This is a genomic window from uncultured Draconibacterium sp. (genome assembly GCF_913060805.1).
In the GTDB taxonomy this organism is placed as follows: domain Bacteria; phylum Bacteroidota; class Bacteroidia; order Bacteroidales; family Prolixibacteraceae; genus Draconibacterium.
Genome location: NZ_CAJXTC010000023.1, coordinates 56,199 through 78,426, shown reverse-complemented (window position 1 = coordinate 78,426; position 22,228 = coordinate 56,199). Strand labels below are relative to the sequence as shown.

Here is a 22,228-nt window from a genome sequence, read left to right as displayed (position 1 = left end):
TTAATAATTATTTCGCTAAAATCTTAATCAAATCTCCACGTCTCAACACATCGCTCAACTCGCGGTTGTTCAGCAAAGCCATTTCTTCAAATCTGTCTTGCGGAACTTTGTAGTAGTCAAAAGCATCTTTCAACGAAACCGATGCACTGTTAATTGAAATGACCTTAATGCGGTCGGGTTGAATATTAAGTTTTGAAGCGTCGGTAAGTCGCGCAAAGTTCTTCATGGTCGACTCAAACGCAGGTTTATACCCATTAAAATTCGCATCTAAACAAAGACCGTGAAAAGTATAAACCATCGCATCTTTTTCGATAAAATACGACAGGATTTTTAGCCCCTGTTCTTGCCCCGCATTGTTTTGCGAAACCTGTTCCGAAAGGGTAACCACCGCATTCAGTCCGTTCACTTTTACATTGTTTTTATCGATGAGTTTAAGTTGTAAATCGGATATTGTTTTTTGCGCAACTGCATCGGCACCTTTTTCCTGCGTCAGCTCAAAAATAATTGCAGCATCCTTGTTCTCAGGAACAATTTGCACCTGAAGCGGCGAATTTATCAGTGTCCAGCTTTTGGGTATCGGGAACTGAAATGCCAGATCGGGATGATAAAACATGCTGTTCTCTTCAAAACCGTGACGTGGGTTTTCACCATACACAATTCCGTCGATCATCTTCAGATATTCGTCGGACTTTACAGCGTAATTTTGTTGGGGCAGTTGAGCTTGCCATTCGGCCGTTTTTTGATTTACGGCAACAGTTCTGTCACCCGGATCGGGGTGTGTCGACATCCAAATCGGAACGCCGGCAGTGCTCCCTTCGCCACCTCCCTGCATTTTATCAAGCACAGTGAAAAAGTCGGCCATTTTGTGGGCATCGTAACCAATTTTGGTCGAATATTCAACACCCAAACGGTCGGCTTCACGTTCGTTGGCGCGGCTAAAACTTAAAAACAACAGTTCCATAGCTGCGGTAGCTTCGCCGGCAAACTGCGCCACTTCGGGCACGGCAATCATTCCGGCGGCCAGTGCAAACTGGCTGAGTTGCTGTCGTGTTTGTTGTTGAGCCGAATGTCGTGCCGTAACGTGACCTATTTCGTGGCCCAATACACCCAGCAGTTCTGCTTCGTTATTAAACTGCGCCAGTATTCCGCGGGTAAAATATACATATCCGCCCGGCACGGCAAAAGCATTTACCACCGGCGAATCCAATACCCTGAAATGAAATTGTAAGTCTGGGCGATGCGAGATTTTCCCTATTTCGGTACCTTTTTCCGTTATAAAATTCAGCAGTTCTTCATCATCATACAATCCAAATGTTGAAATAACCGTTGGGTCGTATTGTGCTCCCATGGCAATTTCCTGTTCTTCCGTCATAAACATCAGCTCCTTTTTCCCGGTAACGGGATTTATGGCGCACGACGGTATCAGTAGCACTAACGAAACGGTTAAAAGAATTACTGAAAATGTTTTGATTGTTTTCATTTTTCTCGAATTTTTGAAGGATGGTTAAGAATTCACATTTATTCGTGTCAAATTGTTATTTATGGCTTGCCTGTATGGGCTTAATTGTTAAATTCGCTCTTACACAAAGATAATATTTACTTCATTTTTTAAAATCACCCGTATGTTAATACGTAAAACTGTACTTATTTATTTTAGCCTTTTGGCGTTTCTGTTTTCGGCTAATGCGCAGAACGAAGCAATGTCGAAAATCGATATTCCTGATTTAACCGAATACCTCACATTTATTGCTTCCGACGAATTGCAGGGCAGAGAACTGGGCACCGAAGTTGACGGACTTGAAATTACGGCAAATTACCTGGCCGATTATGCAAAAGAAATTGGGCTGAAACCCGCAGTGGAAAACTATTTTCAGCCGGTGCCAATTTTGCACACTGCACTTAGTACAGATGATTTTATTGAAGTAAACAATAAAAAGGGCAAATCGGTTTACCGCACCGAAGAACTCGTGAAGCTCAATCAGACTCCCGGCGTTTTTAGTCTTGATGAAGAGCCGGTTGTATTCATCGGTTTTGGCGAAAATTTGGAGTCGCTCGATATAAAAGACAAGCTGGTTGTTGTTGCGCAGGGAAATGCGGAATCGTTTTCGGGCGAAGAGGCATTTGAGTGGCAAAACCGCGTAGAGCGCGCCAAAATGAATGCCATCATGGAAAAGCAGCCAAAGGCTATGCTGATGATTACGAATCCGAAAGACACCGAAAATAAAACCTTTAAACAATTGCAAGGTTGGATGAGCCGTCCGGGGTACAGCGTAAAAACTGACGATGTTTCTGCGCAGCCTGCCGTTTTGCTGGCCACTCCAAAAGTTGCAGATGCTTTGCTGGGTAAAAATGGTCAATACAAAAAGTACCTTGAAGAAGTAGCCGCTGGATCAGAAGCAGTATCTGAAGTTTCAGAAACATTAAGCCTGAAATCGGGATCGGAGCCAGAATTGCTGGAGGGAAAAAATGTAATTGCTTATGTTGAAGGATCGGACCCGGTTTTGAAGAACGAATACATTGTTTTCATGGCGCATTACGATCATCTTGGTGTTGGAAAAGATGGCGATGTGTACAACGGTGCCGACGACAACGGATCGGGAACTGTGGCCATTATGGAAGTGGCAGAAGCTTTTGCATCTCTGGAGCAAAAACCGAAACGTAGTATCGTTTTTCTGTGGGTAACCTGCGAAGAGAAAGGACATTTCGGATCGAGCTATTATTGCGATCACCCTATTTTCCCGTTGGATAAAACAGTTGCTTCTATTAACCTCGATATGGTTGGGCGCGTTTACGATGGCCCGCGCGACGATGTATGGAAAGACTCCCCCAAAAAAGTGAAAGACTTTGATGGGCTCTACACGCTGTCGAACGATGTGTGGCCCGAGTTGGCCGAGATAAATGCGGCGCACTGTGCCGAGTTGGGATTAGTGCCCGACACCAGTTTGCCAAAAGAGCGTTTTTTACGTGCCAGCGATCATTACCATTTCCACAAATACGGTGTGCCAATTTTAAATTACGCCACCGGTTATCATGCCGATTACCACAAAGTTGGCGATGAGGTGGAACGAATAAACTTTGAAAAAATAAAGCGTGTTGCCGATCTTTGCTTTTTAGTAGGTTTTGATTTGGCCAATAAAGAAGACGTAGAATTTTAATCGAATTATATTAAACCTAAAAACATGAACACCAAACTACTTTTTACGCTGTTTTGTGTGGCAGTTTCAATTGTGGCTGTTGCGCAAAAAAAGGAATTGCAAACCATTACCGAGAATGATCTGAAAGCGCATCTGGAATTTATTGCCAGCGACAATATGCGAGGGCGCGATTTTTTTACCGAAACGCCGGGCGTTGATCTTGCTGCCGATTACCTGAAATCTCAATGTGCAAAAATGGGCCTGACTCCCGGAGTTGAAGGCTATTTTCAGAATATTGAGATGGAAGCTGTAACGCCAGATTTGGATCAGACTGTGCTAAGTTTAAAAGACGCCAACGGAAATATAAGCTACCAGACAAAGGATATTTTTTCGTTGGGAGGACCTGCAAAAAATGACACTATTAGGGGCGATGTGGTGTTTGCCGGTTATGGCTGGTACAACGAGGATACCAAATACAACGACACAAAAGACCTGGATTTAAAAGGTAAAATTGTGCTGGTTATGACCCGCACGCTTGAGCAGGCAAAAGAAGGAGCTGAGCCCGACATGGATACCGAAATGAAAAAAATGTCGCGGGCAATGATGGGAGGCGCCAAAGCTTTGGTTTTGGTAAACGATCCGATGAATCCAAATACTGAATACATTGAAAGCATACGCAAATATGCAACCGGCGGAAACCTGAAGTTAAAAGGAGCTAAAGAAGGGATGATTATTCCGATCCGACTGATTTTTGGAACCGATGAGTTAGCCGATAAAATGTTGGAAGGATCGGGGAAAACCTTAGCCGGATTGCAACAGGAAATTAACAAAAGCGAAAGCCCGAAATCTTTTGCCATTAACAACCTGACAACGGAGGTAGACCTCGTGAAATCGACCGACAACATAGTGGGAAAAAATGTAATTGCAATGGTTGAAGGCAGCGATCCGGAATTGAAGAAAGAGTGCATTATTTTTACCGCGCACTACGATCATTTGGGAACCGATGGTGAAGGTGGTATATACAACGGTGCCGATGATAACGGAACAGGAACAGTTGCTTTGCTGGAAATTGCTGAGGCTTTCCAAAGCATGAAAAAGAAACCTAAACGCACTATCGTTTTTGCGTGGGTAACCGGCGAAGAAAAAGGGCTGCTTGGCTCGGATTATTACTCACAGCATCCGGTAATTTCAATGGAAAATACTTTGGCTGATATTAACCTCGATATGATCGGTCGTTCGGCAGAAAAGGAACTGGATTCAGTGGATGTGAATTCAAAAAGTTTAGCAGGACCTAACGGAATGTACATCATTTCAGGCCGACAAAGTACCGAGCTGCTGGACATTAGCGACGAAGTTTGCGAAGATCTTGGTCTTGTGCCGAGCGATGAACTTACAAAAGCCTTTTTAACCCGCAGCGATTATTACCACTTTTATAAAAATGGCGTGCCAATTCTTGGTTTGTCAACCGGTTTGCACGACGATTATCACGAAATTACCGATGAGCTGGACAAGATCGATTTTCATAAAATGAAAAGGGTTACACAGTATGCATTTTCAGTAGCTTACAAGTTGGCCAATCAAAAGAAACGTTTGGTGGTAGATAAGCCGGTCATATAGTTTTGGGAATTCATTTTCCGAGAAACAGCTCTTTCAATCAATTTTGAAAGAGCTGTTTTTTTTTGCCCCAATCCGGACCTGCAAAGTCATGACTTTTGACTGATAAATTTGTGTTAATTATTTACTCCTCATAATCGTGTTTGAAATGAGCAAAAGTTAAAAACATACTTTTGTGCTCTAAAAATATAGATATCTATATATAACAATACGAAAAATGTCAAAATATTTAATCATTGGAGGAGTTGCCGGTGGTGCAACAGTGGCGGCCAGGCTGCGTCGATTAGACGAGCAGGCGGAGATAATAATGTTTGAACGTGGAGCACATATTTCATATGCAAACTGCGGATTGCCCTATTATATCGGAGATGTTATTAAAGATCGGGAGAAATTGCTTTTACAAACACCCGAGAGTTTTAAAGCCCGCTTAAACGTTGAAGTGCGGGTTTTTAACGAAGTTGTGAAAATTGATCGCGAAAAGCAGGCGGTTGTTGTTCGCAATGTGAAAACCGGCGAGGAGTATACCGAATCGTACGATAAGTTGGTATTATCGCCGGGAGCGGAACCGATTAAACCACCGATTTCGGGAATTAAAGATCCATCGATTTTTACGCTACGAAATGTTGCCGATACAGATAAAGTAAAAGCGTACTGCAACGATCATCAACCAAAAAGAGCGGTAGTAGTTGGTGCCGGTTTTATCGGGCTTGAAATGGCCGAAAACCTGCACCATTTAGGAATGAAAGTGTCGATTGTGGAAATGGCCAAACAGGTGATGGCACCGCTTGATTACGAAATGGCGGCAGTCGTTCACCAGCACCTGAAAACAAAACAGGTGGAGTTCTTTTTGAAAGACGGAGTAACTTCATTTAAACGCGAAGATGGCGTGTTGAATGTTACCTTACAATCGGGACGCCAGATTGAAACAGATCTCGTTATCCTGTCGATTGGTGTAAAACCGGAAAATAAACTGGCTCGCGAAGCCGGATTGAATCTGGCTCCAAATGGCGGAATTATTGCCAACGAATATTTGCTGAGCAACGACGAAAATATCTACGTATTGGGAGATGCTATGGCTTTTCCACATCCGATTACCGGAAAACTAAGCAATATCTATTTGGCTGGTCCGGCTAACAAACAAGGCCGTATTGTAGCCGACAATATTGTTAGCGGAAATACACGTAAATACAAAGGAGCCATCGCAACCGCTATCGCTAAAGTGTTCGATATTACTGTGGCATCAACTGGTATTCCTGAAAAAACGCTGAAGAATGAAATGATGCCTTACACGGCAAATATTATTCACGGTGCCTCGCATGCTGGTTATTATCCCGATGCTTTGCCATACACGCTGAAAATTCTTTTCCATCCTGAAAATGGTAAATTGTATGGTGCGCAAATGATCGGTTACGAAGGAGTTGACAAACGTATCGACCTAATCGCAACCGTGCTGAAACAAGGTGGTAGCATTTACGATCTTCAGGATATTGAGCACGCATATGCACCTCCGTTTTCATCGGCAAAAGATCCGGTGAACCAGGCTGGTTTTGCGGCAGAAAATATCGTAAGCGGCAAACTGAAAATCGTAAGCTGGGATGAGATTCATAACTTTCATTCGGAAAACATTGTGTTGCTCGATGTTCGTACAGCTGCAGAAAACGAATTGGGTCACATTGAAGGTTCGGTGAATATTCCGGTTGACGATATACGCGAAAGATTGAACGAACTTCCAAAAGACAAAAAGATAATCGTTTATTGTGGTGTTGGACTTCGTGGTTACATTGCCTGCCGGATTCTTTCACAATCGGGTTTCAGTGAAGTTTATAACCTGAGTGGTGGTTACAAAACTTACGAGCACTCCATCTGTAAACAAAGTAACGAAGATATTTTCGAGGCCAACTATATTACCAAAAACGATCACATTTATCGCGGAAAAGCGAATAACGGACAGGCAGTAATTGAAGGAGCGCCGGTAAAAACCATTCAGGTTGATGCTTGTGGTTTGCAATGCCCGGGGCCAATTTTAAAGCTGAAACAGCAAATTGAAAACATCGAACCCGGCGAGCGTTTGGAGCAAATTGCTACCGACATGGGTTTTATGAAAGATGTGAAATCGTGGTGTAACATGACCGGCAACAAGTTGGTTTCTGTTTCTGCTGATAAGGGCAAAGTAAAAGCGTTGATCGAAAAAGGCAAAAAGCAAGAGGAAAGCAGTGCGAAGACGAGCGTGGCACCGGCAAAAAATAAAACCATGGTGGTTTTTAGCGACGATATGGATCGTGCTCTCGCATCGCTGGTAATTGCCAATGGAGCTGCAGCCATGGGAAGCAAAGTAACCTTGTTCTTCACTTTCTGGGGATTGAATGTGATCAAAAAATCGGACAAGCCGCATGTTGATAAAGACGTGATGAGTAAGATGTTTGGTTCGATGATGGCTAAAGATGCCGGAGATTTGAAACTCTCGAAAATGAATATGATGGGAGTGGGCGCGAAAATGATGAAAAAGCGAATGCTGGCTAAAAAAGTAGATTCGCTGGAAGACATGCTTCAGACAGCCATGGAAAATGGTGTGCAAATGATTGCCTGCCAAATGTCGATGGATGTGATGGGCGTTGACAAAGAAGAACTGATGGAAGGCGTTGAAATTGGCGGTGTGGCTACTTATTTGGAAGAAGCTGACCAGTCGAATTTGAATTTATTCATATAAAAGATTAGAACGCAGATAACGCAGGTTTAGAAGATTTGCGCTGATAATATAATTGAGGGTTTCACTAATAGTGAAACCCTCAATTTTTTGGATATAAAAAAGCTGCCCAAACCGAGCAGCTTTCATTGTAATATTTTTATTTGAACTATTGTCTGGCAGCTTTCAAACCTTCAGTTGTAGTGTAATATTTTACGATCATATTTGGTACTTCCCATTCCGGAAGTTTGCCGTCAATAAGGTATTGCAGGTATTTCTCAGTTACCTGACCGAAATGTGCTTCGTGACCAACTTTATATTTCTCTGGAATATTCATTACCCACTTTTTATCGCCAATCTTTTTCACGGAGATGCCTGGATAAGTTTCTGCCAAACCTGTTACTGCGTTGTTCAGACTTCCGGCAAATTCCATGGGATCAACATCAGTTGCTTCAATGTACAATTGTGGTTTGTAACCTTCCTCTTCGCCCTGAATAATTTCCAGATTACATTTTGTCCCGCGCATAATCGAGTAATGAGTGTCACCGCCTCCTTCAGGAGCTTCGAAATTCCAGATTACCGATGCTTTGGCGTGAATGCCTTTCAGTGTGTAATTGATCTCTCCGTTGCAGTACACTTTCAGAATATCTCCGTCAACATCTTTTTTCAGGAATTCGGGATATTCATCAAGCGAAGTCGATTTTTTAAACATTTCCGGTGTAATATCCGTAGTCCAGTGTTTTGCCGAAACAATTTCAACATCTTCTTTCGAAAGAACGACCTCGGGGAAAGCTTCCCACTGGATCAAATCAACAAGGTGCGTGTTTACATCCACAATTCCTTCGCCCTGTTGTTTGGTGTCGAAATACCACGCCGGACGTTTTAGCGGATTTCCCGAAACATATTTAAAAAAGTGGTGTACACTTTCTTTGGTGATGGCCGGATTTTCCGCAGTTCCTTTTTGCAAGGTTCCAAAAACCTCAGGCAGTTGCGACAATTCACGCTGCAACATGGTAGTAATTTCATGACGCTCGGTCATGATATCATACAGCAAAACGCCGTTTTCTTCAGCTACCTGAAAAGCTTTTTCCAGTTTCGGAAACTCCTCGGGCGAAATTACCATTGGTTTGTCGGCCAGCACATTGATTCCCGCCTCAACCGTTTTTAAGATATAATCGGTTTTTTTTCCGTTGTTTCCGGCAGTTACCATTACGTTGCCGGGTTTTTCTCTCAGCATTTTTTCAAGGTAATCGTTACCTTTATAAACCTTTTCTACCCACGATGTTGGATTTTCTGCGCGCGTATTGTATCCTTCAATTCGTTTCAGATGATCCACTACGTCTACACCGTCAGGCGCATAAACATTTACAAGCGGATCAACCTGGTCGTACATCGATTTTTGCACCAAAGCTGCATGAAAATGTCCCGGGTCGAGGGTCATAATTTTTACTTCTCCTTTTGCTCCGGTAAACATATTCTTTTCTTTCTCAGAGTCAGTTGATTTTTGACTGCCACCCGTGCACGCTGAAAACAGAATTGCAAGTGCCACGGCCGCAGTTGATAGATGTTTCATGAAATAATTTTATTAGTATTTAGATTTCCGTTGGCGTACACGCAAAATTATACTTTTAATTCTGTTTGAAAAGGGAATAGGAAAAAAGATGTTTGCCAAATACTACGGTTCAACATAGTATTTTATGCTGCAATCGTAATCGGTGTAATGGATGTATTTGTTGTTTTCCATCCATAAAACCACCGTTTTCGAATCCTTTGGTTGATAACGAGGAATGAAAGGCCGCACATTATCGAGGGTTGAATTTTGTGTAACCGGCTCAATTTCCCATGAATTTCCACCATCGTTTGTGGTACGTTTTTCAATTTCGAAAACACCATTTATTTCTCGCGACAAGTATATTTCGTTGGGTTTATTCGGATTGAAAGTCATGTTGCCCATGTAGTGCGGTTCGCGCTCCGTTTCGCCTTCGGGTGTTTGCGGAAACCATTTTCCGGCTTTGCAAATTTCGTGGTCTTCCCATGTTTTTGTGTCGGCATTGTACCAGGCGTAGAAATAACGATGATCGGTTTCTTGTGGGTGACGGGTATACAAAATATAAGGAGTTCCGTCTTTTTCAACAACATCACAAATCCATGCCCGACCGTGTTCTTCATCAGCTTTGTAAACCACCGTTGCGTCCTTAACCTGAAATGGCAGCCCGTCGAGATCGCATATTTTTGTGCCGTCAGCTTTCCAGAATGCACCATTTTCGTAGTAGCAATAGTAAACCGAGTTGGTTGGTTCAACACGCGGATGCCCGTCGGTAAATATCATGTGGATTTTTGATTTTCCATCGGAATAATATTTTACGTAAGGCCGGTTGTTGGGCGTAAACGGATCGTCGCTCATTATCACGTACTGTTCGTTCCATGTTTCGCCGTTGTCTTCCGAAATAATCATGTTGGGTTTAAAACCTATCCAGCGCCCAAAAACAAACAGTTTATTATCCTCTTCGCTTAATACAAATGGATTGGCATAAGTAAAAGTTTCCCTCGGAAATTTTTTCAGCAGCTCTTCTGTTGTTGGTTTGAAAACTACGTTCTCGCCAAAACTTTCAATATCAGTGCCGTTTGTTGTTGTGTTACTCAAAACGCCTTTACCTGTCGAGTGCCAGGCGTACATGGTAAATAGATTTCCATTTGGAAGTATCGTAAACGCAGGATTATCGTGATCGTCGAATTCAAACTGCGGATAAATGTTATTGAATTTTGCTTCATCGGTTTCCGGATTTAAGGAGGCCACTTCTATCGATCCATCTTTTTTCACCCAGCCGGTAACAATTTGCCCGTCGGCGGTGTAAATGGCGCGCGGATCAGAAAACCAGCACCATGCACCGTCTTCATTTAAGGTTTTCACGACAGGTGTTTTGTCGGCCGTTTTTTGCTGGGAAGAGGTGCAGCCAAATAGAATAACGATAAATAGAATAGGTAGCAGATAATTCAGTTTCATGATAAATATTTTGGGAGTCAAAGTTACGAAATCGAACTTTTTAGCTTCGATTCAGGATTATCAAATTTTCTATTTTTTCTGTTAAAGATTTGATGTTTCTGGTATTTTTCGCGAAGTAGAAGTATTTTTAACGGTAACAATCGGACAAACAACAATTATGATGAAACGAGCGACCATCTTGTTCTTTATTCTCACATTTTATTTAGCTTCTTTTTCGCAGCAGGTTGAATTCCTTCCAAACGACTGGCGAAATCCGGCCGTTTTTGAAAAGGGACAAAATGCGCCGCATGCTTTTCATATTCCGTACGCATCAGCTGATGATGCCATTCAGGATATGCCGCGGAAATGCGAGAACTACCAATTGCTAAACGGGCAATGGAAGTTTAAGTGGGTGGAAACGCCGAAACAGGTACCTGTAGATTTTTGGCAGCCCGATTTTGACGCGACAGCTTGGGATGAAATAAAAGTTCCTTCGAACTGGCAAATGGAAGGATACGGGCATCCAAAATTCCGGAATGTGGCCATATCGTTTGAGAATGATCCGCCGAATATTCCTGATTATTACAACCCGACCGGATGCTACAAAACAAAATTTACTGTCCCCGAAAGCTGGGAAAACAAAGAGGTGATGTTGCGCTTCGAAGGCATAAAATCGGCCTCCTACATATGGGTGAACGGACAGCAGGTTGGTTACAATCAGGGCGGATTTGAGCCGGCTGAATTTAATCTCACGCCTTTTATCGAAAAGGGCGAAAACGACCTGTCGGTTCAGGTAATTCGTTTTTCCGATGGTTCGTATCTCGAGAATCAGGATATGTGGCGCTTGTCGGGCATCTTTCGCGATGTAAAATTATATGCCCAGCCTAAAACATTTATCCACGACCATTATGTGGTGACCGATTTTGATGAAAACTATGAGGATGCAACCTTGACGGTAGAAACCCATATTCAGAATCAATTGCCGGAAGCAGAATCGGGTGAGATCACCGTTGATGTTTATGATCTTGAAGGCCGTTCAATTTTAAAAGACGGATCGCTTAAGCAGAATTTTGAGGTTGATTCAATGGGAAATGTAAAGGTACAATTGTCAACTTTAGTGGTTGATCCGCCGCAGTGGTCGGCCGAGTTTCCCAATCTTTTTATTCTTTTGGTGCAACTAAAAAATGCCAACGGAAAAGTTACTGAAGCTTTCACTCAGAAAATCGGTTTCCGCGAGGTGGAATACAATGATTATATTTTAACGGTGAACGGCGTTCCGGTAAAACTGAATGGCGTGAACAGCCACATGCACCACCCGGAAAACGGACAGGCGGTACCTCTTGAAACTTTGAAACAGGATTTGCTGCTGATGAAACAGTACAACATTAATTGTGTGCGTACCAGTCATTATCCGCCAACGCCCGAGTATATTGAGATGGCCGATGAACTGGGGATTTACATTTTTGATGAAGTGGGTGATGAGGCGCACAACAATATTTGGTTGTCGGAAAAGCCGGAGTGGACAGAGATGTACCGCGACCGTTCGCGCAAACTGGTGTATCGCGACCGAAATCATCCGGCGGTGATTGTTTGGAGTGCCGGAAACGAATCGGGCAGCGGAAAAAATATCAACGAAGTGATAAAAACCGGTAAGGCGATCGATCCAAGTCGCCCCGCTTGGATGTACGGTGGGAACACCTTTTATATTCCTTTCGAGGATTTGGTGGGGCCGCGTTATTGGGTGCCGGTGGATTATAAAAATCTGGCACAGGGAAAAGTGTTGCCTCCTAACGATATGCGTGCTTCGTTTATGGATGAGTATCTGGCTGCAACCGGAAATGGCCTTGGCGGAATGGACGAATACTGGGAATACATTTGGAAATATCCGCGTTTGACGGGCGGTGCTATTTGGGACTGGATTAGTCCGGGAATAAAAACACCACGCTGGATTTTGCCTGATCTTTCACCACAAAAAAATGACGGGCAAATAATGGGACGGCCCATGTTTCAGCAAGGTGTTTATGGATGGGGACTGGAATTCTCCGGGCACGATGATTGGGTGGAGTTTTACCGCGATCCGAGTCTAGACATTACCGGAAATCAGCTGACACTTGATTTTTGGGTAAAACCATCAGATATTCCGCAGCCCAATGTTTTTATCGCCAAAGGATCATGCGGTTATGGCATTCAAATGGCGGATTCGGAAACGCTGGAATTTTATGTATTTGGAAAAGAACGTATTTCGGCCAATGCAAAAGTGGACAAAAATTTTTATGAAAACTGGCATCGCATTTCCGGAATTTACAATGGTAGCCAACTGCAACTTTATATCGATAATAAACGGGTAGCCACTACTTCATTCTCCGGAAATATTAGTACTACACCTTTTCCGCTTTGTATCGGTCGCGAAGCAGAAAATCAGGATCAAGGCGAGCATTCCGGACGCCTGTCAAAAATGGTGATCGATGATGTGCGGGTGTTTAACAGGGCTGTAAATGTCAATAATATTGAGAAGGAAAAAGACGGGATGGTATTGCATCTGAATTTTGAAGAGGACAAAAAGGACGGTGATTTTTATGCTGTTGGTTTGGGCGGAAGAACTTACGGAATTATCTGGCCTGACAGAACCGTTCAGCCGGAAATCAATCAAATAAAACGATCGGGGCAGCCAATAAAAATTGAAGCTGTAGATGTTGAAAATGGTGTGCTGAAAGTAACCAACCGTCATCATTTTAAGAATTTAAATGAGCTGGAAGGATTTTGGCAAATAACGGTGGATGGAGAAACCAGTCAGCGTGGTTTTTTCAATTGTGATATTCCTGCAGGCGAAACCGGGGAAGTTACCATTGATTACCGCAGGCCTCGAATTGAGTCGACAACAGAGTGCCTGCTTGAAGTTTCTTTCCTGTTAAAAGAAGACCTGAACTGGGCGCCAAAAGGTCACGAAATTGCGTGGGAGCAGTTTGACGTGCCAACCGATTTTTATTTTGTTGATGAGGAGGCGAACGACCCAAAAGTGACTGCCACCGAGGATGAAAATTATATCCGGATTAGGGGCAACGATTTTAATTATACGATCGATAAAAAAACAGGAAGTTTTGTATCGTTAAAATACAAGGGAATTGAGTATTTGGAAGGTGGCCCTGAATTTATGGTTTGGCGCGCACCAACGGCCAACGATATCGATCCGTGGGGAAGTAACATGGTTGGTTGGGATCGACTTACCACGGGGTTCGGCCGAAGTATTGATAACCAGTTGCGCACCCTTGGAATGCGCGATTTGAAGTCAGAATTAGACGACTATGAGTTGCTGCAGGTAAAAAATAACGAGGTGATCTTGAAGATGGATGTATTTGCGAACTCCAGTCTCGATCCGGCAAGGCGAAAAGACCAGTGGTTTTATTATTCGGCATTCGAGCAAAAACAAACCTGGACATTTTCCGCTGACGGAAGCATTCAGTTGGAGCAGGAAGTTATTCCGCACGGACCAATGCCTGATATGCTACAAAAAGTGGGGCTGCAGTTTCAGTTGCCAAAAAGTTTTAGCAACGTTCAGTGGTATGGTCGCGGACCGTTTGAAAACTACCCAGACCGTAAAACCGGGGCAAAAGTGGGACTGTATCATTCAACCGCCGATTCAATGTACGTGCCATACATTATTCCACAGGAATACGGTAACTGCAGCGATGTGCGCTGGCTAAAAGTGCATAACAACGACGAGCATGGTTTATTAATTGAAGGGAATGAGCTGCTGAATTTCAGCCTGCATAAATACACCACTGATAATTTATCGCGTGCTATGTACACTTATCAGCTGGAGGAGGCGCCAAATACCATTCTGAATGTGGATTACGAAGTGACAGGTGTCGGTGGTACGGCAATCCGTCAGTTAAGAAAATACCGCGTGCTCCCCGATGTGAAAAAGTATACGATAACGATTAAGCCGTTTTAGTTAGGTATCCGATGCGTTTCCTTCATCATTAAGAAACCGCAGATTGCGTTGCAATCCATTATAACCGGTTCGTTTAACTGCCGAGTTTTTAAAAAGCTCGTTAAACAGCGGGCGCTCCATATTTTCCCAATCCTGTTTTTGCAGTGATAAAAGTTTGGGATGAGGCTTGAAACTGGCTTCGTTGTGTGGTTCCGATTTTAAATTCCATGGGCACACATCCTGGCAGATGTCGCAGCCAAATACCCGGTTTTCAAACTGGCCTTTTAAATTGGCATCCATTTCACCACGCACCTCAATGGTTTGGTACGAGATGCACTTCCGGGCATCAACCACGCGGTCGGCAACAATGGCTTTTGTCGGGCAGGCATCAATACATTTTGTGCATCGCCCGCAATGGTCGCGCACCAGTTTGGGCTCATCATAAGGTAGTTCAATGTCGATGATCAGTTCTCCGATAAAAAAGAAACTGCCGTGTTCCGGGGATATTACGTTGCTGTTTTTTCCTATCCAGCCAAGACCTGCTTTTCGGGCCCAGGTACGCTCTAAAACTGGTGCCGAATCAACAAATGGTCGTCCCGAGCAAGGCGCTATTTCTTCCTGAATAAATTGAAGCAACTCCTTCAATTTGTCTTTCATTACAAAGTGGTAGTCGGTACCGTAAGCATATTTCGAGAGTACTGGCGCCGTTTGATCTACTTGTGTTGTTTCGGGGAAATAATTCAGCAGCACAACAATAATTGTTTTGGCATTTTCAACCAGCAACGACGGATTTAAACGCTTGTCGATATTACGGTTCATGTAGCCCATTTCACCGTGCATATCGTTTGCCAGCCACTCTTTTAGGTGCGGTTCTTCTTCTTCCAGAAATGAAACAGGAAGAATGGCATGATCGAGAAATCCGAGCGATTGTATTTTTTGTTTAAACTGCTGTTGCATTTAGGTTGCAAAATAGCACAATCGGCATAATTTCTAAAATTAATTGCTCGCTGATAACGCTGATTTACGCAGAGGGCAATCTGTAAATGGTCTAAATCTGCGATTTTCTGCGCCATCTGCGAGAAACTTAAAATTGTGGAATATGTTTTCAACTGAAAACCTTTGGATATTATAGCAAAGGTGTCTTAATTTGTCGCCATTCAACATCTCAAAATTATTTTATGCGCATTGCTGTTATCGATTTAGGAACCAACACCTGCAACCTGCTTATTGCCGAAATGCTTAATGCCGATTTTAAAATCCTGCACCAAAGCAAGGAAATGGTGAAACTGGGCGACGGAAAAATCAGGGATAACCAGATAAGTGATAAAGCGACTTTTCGGACGAAAGCTGCATTTGTTTCGCATAAAAAGGTGATGGACACTTTTGGTGTTGATGAAATAAAAGTTTTTGCGACGTCGGCGGTGCGCACTGCCGATAATAAGGCCGAATTTGTAGCGGCAATTGAAAAGATTTGCAATTGTACAATTGAAGTTATTTCGGGAGAGCGCGAAGCTGAACTCATCTTTAAAGGAGTGTTGCTGGCTTTTCAAAAAATTGAATTCCCTTCTGTAATTCTTGATATTGGCGGTGGCAGCAATGAGTTGATATTAACCCAAAAAGACGAAATTCTTTGGAAAGAAAGCCGGCCAACAGGAATGTCGCGGATCATTAATTCGTTTGATCTTTCCGATCCGGTAACGGATGAGCAGGTTCGCGAACTTCAGAAGTTTTTTGCAACAGAACATCACACTGCCATTCAGAATTGTAAAGAAAAGAAAGTTGCAACTTTAATTGGTTGCTCCGGTGCTTTTGATACGATTGCCGATATGATCGATGAGGTAAATCCGGGCGTGAAACAACGGGTGACACAGGTCGTTACGCTGGAAGAGTTTTATGAGGTTTACGAAAAATTGCTGCAATCTACCCGCGACGAACGTTTGCAAATGAAAGGAATGGACTATGTGCGCGTAGATTTGATTGTGCCGGCAGTAATCCTGATTGAAACGCTGATTTCTAAAATTGGAATAAAACAGATCGTTCAAACCGATTTTGCGCTGCGTGAAGGTGTGCTTTACGAAATGCTGGCTACATAATTACAGAGGCAAAAGTTCCGCATTTTTTGCATTTTCCTTCGGTATCAAGTGCTGAAATTTCAGTGTTGTAGTGGTTTCTGGAAATTAGCTCAGCATTGCAGTTGGCACAATAGGTGGCTGACCGTTGCGCATCACTTACATTTCCCAGGTAAACATGTTGTAATTGAGTTTTTGCCAGGTTGTACAACTCAATTAGTGTGTCTATTGGCGTGGCGGGGGCATTTAGTTTGTATTGAGGGTAGTAGCGAGAAAGATGAAGCGGAACTGATTCACCCAATTCGCTTGCAATCCAGTTTACCATACTTTTAAATTCGGAGGTATCATCATTTAATCCGGGAATAACCAACGTTGTAATTTCAAGATGAGCCGGACTTTTTGCAATTTGCTGGAGTGTATCTAAAACCGGTTGCAGTTTCCCTTTGGTGTATTTTTTATAAAAGTCGTTCGAGAAAGCTTTCAAATCGATGTTAAAAGCATCAATAACAGGAAGAAGTTTTTGTAAGGGTTTTTCGTTGATATAACCGTTGGAAACCACTACATTTTTTAATCCTTTTGAATGAGCCAGTTGTGCAGTCTCCAATAAAAACTCGTAAAAAGTAAAAGGTTCGTTGTAGGTGTAGGCGATGCCAATGTTGTTCCAGGTTTTCAGTGCTTCTTTTACAATTTTTTTAGCGCTGATGTTATGGAATCCGATAAATTCAGAGGCTTTGCATTGTGAAATCCTGTGGTTCTGGCAAAAGCTGCAATGCAGGTTACAACCCACTTCGCCGACCGATAAAATGTTTTTGCCGGGATAAAAATGATAGAGTGGTTTCTTTTCAATGGGATCTGAACCAAGCGCAGCTACTTTGTTATAAACTTCGGTGAGCAAAACGCCATTTTGGTTTGACCTTACTTTGCAATTGCCCGTTTGTCCATCGGATAAAATACAGTTCCACGGGCAAAGTTCACACTGAACTTGTCCGTTTGTGGTTTTGCTATAGAATAGAGCTTCTTGCATTTCCTGTTGTCAAACTTTTTTAAAGTTACGAAAGGAATACGAGAGTGGTTTCTTTAGAATTAGCTTTAGGTCAATTTTTTAAATTAGAAGCACGTCATTCCGAACTTGTTTCGGAATCTTTCCTATTTAAAAGATGCTGAAATAAATTCAGCATGACGTATAGAGGAGATATGTTTAACTTAGCCTTATCCAATTTTCGATCCGAGCTTTTTAATGGCCTGTTGCATGTCGTCCATTTGTTTCATCAATACACTCATGTCCGACTCCGGTTCGGGGATGCTGGTGTTCAGGTAACACACAAATTTCCAAACTTCAGTAACCTCGGCAATTGGCAAATCATACGGTTCAAATGCTTTGTTCAGCGAAACCAGGTGCAGCGAGCGGGTGGTTTCAATATTATTATGCGCCACTTTAAAAACAATACCTTCGTCGCGCGTAACAATAATGTAGGCATCGTTGCTTTTTATGTTGAAGAAATCCTGAATGAATTCGCCAATTACGATCGATCCGGCGGGGATGGGCAACATCGAGTCGCCTTCGATGGTAAAAGCTCTGTATTTCTTTTCTTTCGACAAAAACGGCAACTGAAAAACCGGCAGTTTCCCGATGTACTCCGGATCAGCAAAACAATTTACATAGCCGGCTTTGGCTTTTTCGTTTACAAACTCAATATTGTCGTTGTTGTCCGAATCAACCGTTGTGGCAATTACCCGCAATTTCGAGCCGCGTATAAACACATCAAAACCATTTTGCAGATCGGCAAACTGACTCTCTGATAATTGTTGCAAATCCACATTTATCAGCGTGTCTATAGCGATGCCAAAATATTTTGAAAAAGCCTGAAGGTGCGAAACCGTAGGTTGGCTGATCTCATTTTCGAGTGCATTTACAGAAGTTCGTTTTAACTCCAGCGCAACAGCCACCTCGTTTTGTGTGCGTTTTTTTCTTTTTCGTAACAGCTTGATATTCTTGCCAAAATAGTTCATGTGGGAAAATTTATTTCTTCAAAAGTAAAAAATATTCTTGCAGTTTAAAAAGAAATGATTAATTTATTATCGTCAGAAATGATAATATAATTATCAAAAAGAGTATTTGTTTTACATCAACATATTTCCTTAATGTTCCTAAATGTTTAAACCCAAAATGAACTGAGGTTCGTAATCCCTGGCATAATCGCCGGGGATTTTTTTGACTACAAACTGCAATATGAGATGAGTGCCATGAATGACTCCGTACATGAAAAATTGAAAATATTATCCGACGCTGCAAAATACGATGTGTCGTGTGCATCGAGCGGAAGCAACCGGGCAAACACCAGCAAAGGAATTGGCAGTGGTGTGGCGTGCGGCATTTGCCACAGTTTTACCGAAGACGGGCGCTGTGTGAGCCTGTTTAAAATACTGATGACCAACAATTGTATTTACGATTGTGCTTACTGTATAAATCGGCGCACGAACGACCGCCCGCGGGCAACTTTTACGGCACAGGAAATTGTCGACCTGACCATTGGTTTTTACCGCCGAAACTACATTGAAGGATTGTTTTTGAGTTCGGGTGTGATTAAAAATCCTGATTACACTATGGAGCGAATGGTGTTGGTGGCTAAAAAGCTTCGGCAAGAAGAAAACTACAACGGTTATATTCATCTGAAAGCGATTCCCGGAGCAAGCAGTGAGCTGATCCACGAGGCCGGAATTTGGGCCGACCGACTAAGTGTGAACATGGAAATTCCGACGGAACCGAACCTGAAAAAGCTGGCGCCGGAAAAGAACTACCCCGATATTGTTACGCCTATGGGGCAAATCCGCGATTCGATTTTGGTGGCAAAGGAAGAACGAAAAAAGTACCGAAAAGCACCGCGTTTTGCTCCGGCCGGACAAAGTACACAATTGATTGTTGGTGCCACTCCCGAAACCGACCGGCAGATTATTTTGCTGTCGTCGGGTTTGTACAAAAAGCAAAACCTTAAACGCGTTTATTTTTCGGGTTACCTGCCGGTGAACAGTTACGATGCTCGACTGCCCGCGGTGAACCGGCCGCCGCTGGTTCGCGAAAACCGCCTGTATCAAAGCGATTGGTTAATGCGTTTTTATCACTTTAAAGCCGAAGAGATTTTAAGCGATGATCAGCCTTTTCTTGATCTTGATGTCGATCCGAAACTAGGTTTTGCCTTGCGAAATATGCACTTGTTTCCGGTGGATATTAACCGTGCGGATTACGAAATGATACTTCGGATTCCCGGAGTTGGAGTGCAGTCGGCACAAAAGATTATTCTGGCGCGAAAGCACCGCCGGCTAAATTCATTGCACCTTAAAAAACTGGGAATAGTGATGAAACGAGCCAAATATTTTATCACTTGTAACGAACTTCCGGCTCCCGGGATGGGGTGGGAGCCCAAACGCCTAAGACATAAATTGCTATGTGAGATGAATTCGAAGTACAAAAATTCGCTTAATACGCAGTTGTCGTTGTTTGCCGATTATAAGCCGGTGCTGCCAACGTTGCATTAGTCTCAGTTTGCAGTCACAGTATCCAGAATCCAGAATCCAGAATCCAAAGATCCAGAATCCAGTCATGAAAATATATACCTACGATAATACATTTGAGGGTTTTTTAACCTGCGTTTTCGATTGTTACAGCCGGAAAGATTTTCCGGTTGATATTTGTTCGCGTTATGGCGAGCAGCGCTACCTTTTTGTAGAAAGCATTGATGTTCCCACCAATCCGAAAAAGGCCGAACGGGTTTGGAAAGGTATTCAGAAACATTTGTCGGGAAAAAATAAGCAGCTGCTTTTTTACGCTTACCTGTCGGAAGAGCTGGGCATTGAAATGAAAATTTACCGTTTTTTACGGCGAATGTTCAGCGGGCATTTAAATTTGGAAACCGATTACGGCGATCCTGATGTGTTGCACCTTACGCAAGCCTCGCAAAAGGTGAAAAAGGAAGCCATGCGAATGATGCAGTTTGTTCGGTTTCAGCGCACCAAAGACCGGATGTATTTTTGCGGTATCGAACCCAGATACGATGTCATTCCACTGATCATTAATCATTACCAAAAACGATTTACCGATCAGCGCTGGCTGATCTACGATTTGAAGCGCAACTATGGCATTCTGTACGGCAACGAAAAGGTGGAGGAAGTGGTGCTCACAAAAAAGCAGTTTAATGCCTACAACGGACAGGTGAAAGAGGAGTTGCTGCATGAGGGCGAAGATTTTTATCAAAAGTTGTGGCGCTCGTATTTTAAACACATCAATATTGAAGAACGCAAAAATCTAAAACTGCAACGCCAGCATATGCCGAGGCGATTTTGGCGTTATCTACCTGAAAAGCAAGAGGCGAATTGAAAGGAGTGGCATTGTAGATTTATTTTCGGAACCCTTTTCTGATGAAGTGATTAAGAACGCGTTAACATGGTCTGTCGTGATTTTTATTTATATTCGCATGAGTCAGCACTCTGTCAACAAACCGAAAAATTAAATAACCGAAAATGAAAAAAATCAATTCTTTATTCTGTCTGATTGCCTTATTGTTTGTCAGTCAAATTGCAATTTCACAAACCGTTTATCAGTGGCGCGGCATTGATCGCGATGGAAAGTACAACGAATCCGGACTGCTGTCGGAATGGCCTGAAGATGGTCCTCAACTCTTGTGGTCGACCGAAACTATTGGCCCCGGCTACGCCGCTCCGGTAATAACTTCAGATAAATTACTTATCATCGGGGTAGAAGACGGTATCAGCACGTTATTTGCTTACGACCTGGAGGGTAACTTATTATGGAAATCGACAAACGGAAAATCGTTTGTGGGAGATGGATTCTCTGCCCGTTTTCCGGGATCAAGATCAACGCCAACCGTTGTGGGCGATATGGTTTATGCAACCTCGGGACTTGGACGACTGGCCTGTTTTGACCTGAATACCGGGAAAGAACTGTGGGCGGTTGATATGCTGAACGACCTGAATGGTTATATGAATGAGTTTAGTTACGCGGAATCGGTGGTTACCGATGAGAATGCAGTTTATTGTTTCCCCGGAGGAAAAGAAATCAGTGTGGCTAAACTCGATCGATTAACCGGAAAAACCATCTGGACATCGGAAGCAACTGGAGATACCACTCATTTTGTTTCGCCAATTCTTGTAAACCTGCCTTCGCGAAAGGTTTTTGTTTCCACATCGAGGCACCATGTTTTTGGTGTTGATTGCGAAACCGGAGAGTTACTTTGGAAATACGACATTGCTATCCGCCACGACGGAGACCATGCAAACACCCCCGTTTATCAGGCCCCGTATTTGTATGTTATTACCAACGACGATAACGGAAAAGGTGCCATAAAACTGGAACTTGCAGCTGATGGAAGCAGTGTGAAAGAAGTATGGACCAACGAAAATGTGAAGAATGATATGGGCGGTTATATTCTAAACGATAACAAGTTGTTTGTTACCACCGAGAATAAATACCTGAATGTCCTTGATCCGGAAACAGGAAGCGTTTTGGATAAAGTCAGATCATCGTTTGGAGGCACTATTTTCGCCGACAATAAGTTTATTGTGTATGGCACAAATGGTGATGTTCGCCTTTTCAATTACGAAAACGGAAAGCTGGCGCAGGGTGGTTTGTTTAAAGTTACCATGGGAAGCCAGGAACATTTTTCGCATCCGGTGGTTGCCGATGGAGTACTTTATATCCGCCACGGAGAAGCCTTGATGGCATACAAGGTTAAGTGAATGTCACAACGTTCTGGTGAAGGCCAGTGACAAATGATCCAAAAAAAGAAGGATGGCATCGGT

General features: G+C 43.0%; 14 protein-coding genes. 8 read left to right on the top strand and 6 right to left on the bottom strand.

The features are described 5' to 3' along the window. Positions 1 to 7: 7 nt before the first annotated feature. Positions 8 to 1,480 (bottom strand): M48 family metalloprotease, encoded by a 1,473-nt coding sequence (locus tag QZ576_RS14600; protein WP_297098443.1) that lies wholly within the window; start codon positions 1,478 to 1,480, stop codon positions 8 to 10. Positions 1,481 to 1,622: 142 nt separating this feature from the next. Between QZ576_RS14600 and QZ576_RS14595 the strand changes: the two genes are divergently transcribed. The 3 genes from QZ576_RS14595 (at position 1,623) to QZ576_RS14585 (ending at position 7,455) form a co-directional block, all read left to right on the top strand. Further along, positions 1,623 to 3,155: a M20/M25/M40 family metallo-hydrolase gene (locus QZ576_RS14595; protein ID WP_297098442.1), complete on the top strand. Its 1,533-nt coding sequence runs from the start codon at positions 1,623 to 1,625 to the stop codon at positions 3,153 to 3,155. 24 nt (positions 3,156 to 3,179) lie between these two features. After that, entirely contained in the window at positions 3,180 to 4,751 is a 1,572-nt protein-coding gene (locus QZ576_RS14590) for a M20/M25/M40 family metallo-hydrolase (RefSeq protein ID WP_297098440.1), read from the top strand. Positions 4,752 to 4,965: 214 nt separating this feature from the next. Continuing rightward, positions 4,966 to 7,455, top strand: a complete 2,490-nt coding sequence (locus tag QZ576_RS14585) for an FAD-dependent oxidoreductase (RefSeq protein WP_297098438.1) — start codon at positions 4,966 to 4,968, stop codon at positions 7,453 to 7,455. Positions 7,456 to 7,600: 145 nt separating this feature from the next. Here the strand turns inward: QZ576_RS14585 and QZ576_RS14580 are convergent, their stop codons facing one another. Both QZ576_RS14580 and QZ576_RS14575 read right to left on the bottom strand, forming a co-directional pair. Then, a complete protein-coding gene (locus tag QZ576_RS14580; RefSeq protein ID WP_297098436.1) occupies positions 7,601 to 9,004 on the bottom strand; it encodes a putative oxidoreductase C-terminal domain-containing protein in 1,404 nt (467 codons plus the stop codon). Between the two features lie 102 nt (positions 9,005 to 9,106). Next, on the bottom strand, positions 9,107 to 10,435 hold the full coding sequence (locus QZ576_RS14575) for a BNR-4 repeat-containing protein (protein ID WP_297098434.1): 1,329 nt from the start codon (positions 10,433 to 10,435) through the stop codon (positions 9,107 to 9,109). Positions 10,436 to 10,592: 157 nt separating this feature from the next. Between QZ576_RS14575 and QZ576_RS14570 the strand changes: the two genes are divergently transcribed. Beyond that, entirely contained in the window at positions 10,593 to 14,366 is a 3,774-nt protein-coding gene (locus tag QZ576_RS14570; protein ID WP_297098432.1) for a glycoside hydrolase family 2 TIM barrel-domain containing protein, read from the top strand. Here QZ576_RS14570 and queG read toward each other — a convergent pair whose 3' ends face one another. Next, positions 14,367 to 15,302 (bottom strand): tRNA epoxyqueuosine(34) reductase QueG, encoded by a 936-nt coding sequence (gene queG / locus QZ576_RS14565; protein ID WP_297098429.1) that lies wholly within the window; start codon positions 15,300 to 15,302, stop codon positions 14,367 to 14,369. It lies immediately after the preceding gene. Positions 15,303 to 15,523: 221 nt separating this feature from the next. On the opposite strand from queG, the gene QZ576_RS14560 reads away from it, so the two are divergent. Then, on the top strand, positions 15,524 to 16,438 hold the full coding sequence (locus QZ576_RS14560) for a hypothetical protein (RefSeq protein WP_297098427.1): 915 nt from the start codon (positions 15,524 to 15,526) through the stop codon (positions 16,436 to 16,438). On the opposite strand, the gene amrS is transcribed toward QZ576_RS14560, so the two are convergent. Further along, the gene (gene amrS / locus QZ576_RS14555; RefSeq protein ID WP_297098425.1) at positions 16,431 to 17,438 is read right to left on the bottom strand and encodes an AmmeMemoRadiSam system radical SAM enzyme; all 1,008 of its coding nucleotides are present in this window, start codon (positions 17,436 to 17,438) and stop codon (positions 16,431 to 16,433) included. The two genes, QZ576_RS14560 and amrS, sit on opposite strands and share 8 nt — an antisense overlap. 185 nt (positions 17,439 to 17,623) lie before the next feature. Beyond that, positions 17,624 to 18,424: a LexA family transcriptional regulator gene (locus QZ576_RS14550; protein ID WP_297098423.1), complete on the bottom strand. Its 801-nt coding sequence runs from the start codon at positions 18,422 to 18,424 to the stop codon at positions 17,624 to 17,626. Positions 18,425 to 18,658: 234 nt separating this feature from the next. Here QZ576_RS14550 and QZ576_RS14545 point away from each other — a divergent pair, with 234 nt between their 5' ends. The 3 genes from QZ576_RS14545 (at position 18,659) to QZ576_RS14535 (ending at position 22,165) form a co-directional block, all read left to right on the top strand. Beyond that, complete coding sequence (locus QZ576_RS14545; RefSeq protein WP_297098421.1) at positions 18,659 to 19,948, top strand: putative DNA modification/repair radical SAM protein; 1,290 nt, start codon at positions 18,659 to 18,661, stop codon at positions 19,946 to 19,948. 64 nt (positions 19,949 to 20,012) lie between these two features. Then, positions 20,013 to 20,786 carry a TIGR03915 family putative DNA repair protein gene (locus QZ576_RS14540; protein ID WP_297098420.1) on the top strand — a complete coding sequence of 258 codons (774 nt, stop codon included), beginning with the start codon at positions 20,013 to 20,015 and terminating at the stop codon, positions 20,784 to 20,786. 143 nt (positions 20,787 to 20,929) lie between these two features. Further along, entirely contained in the window at positions 20,930 to 22,165 is a 1,236-nt protein-coding gene (locus QZ576_RS14535) for a PQQ-binding-like beta-propeller repeat protein (protein WP_297098419.1), read from the top strand. Positions 22,166 to 22,228: the final 63 nt, after the last annotated feature.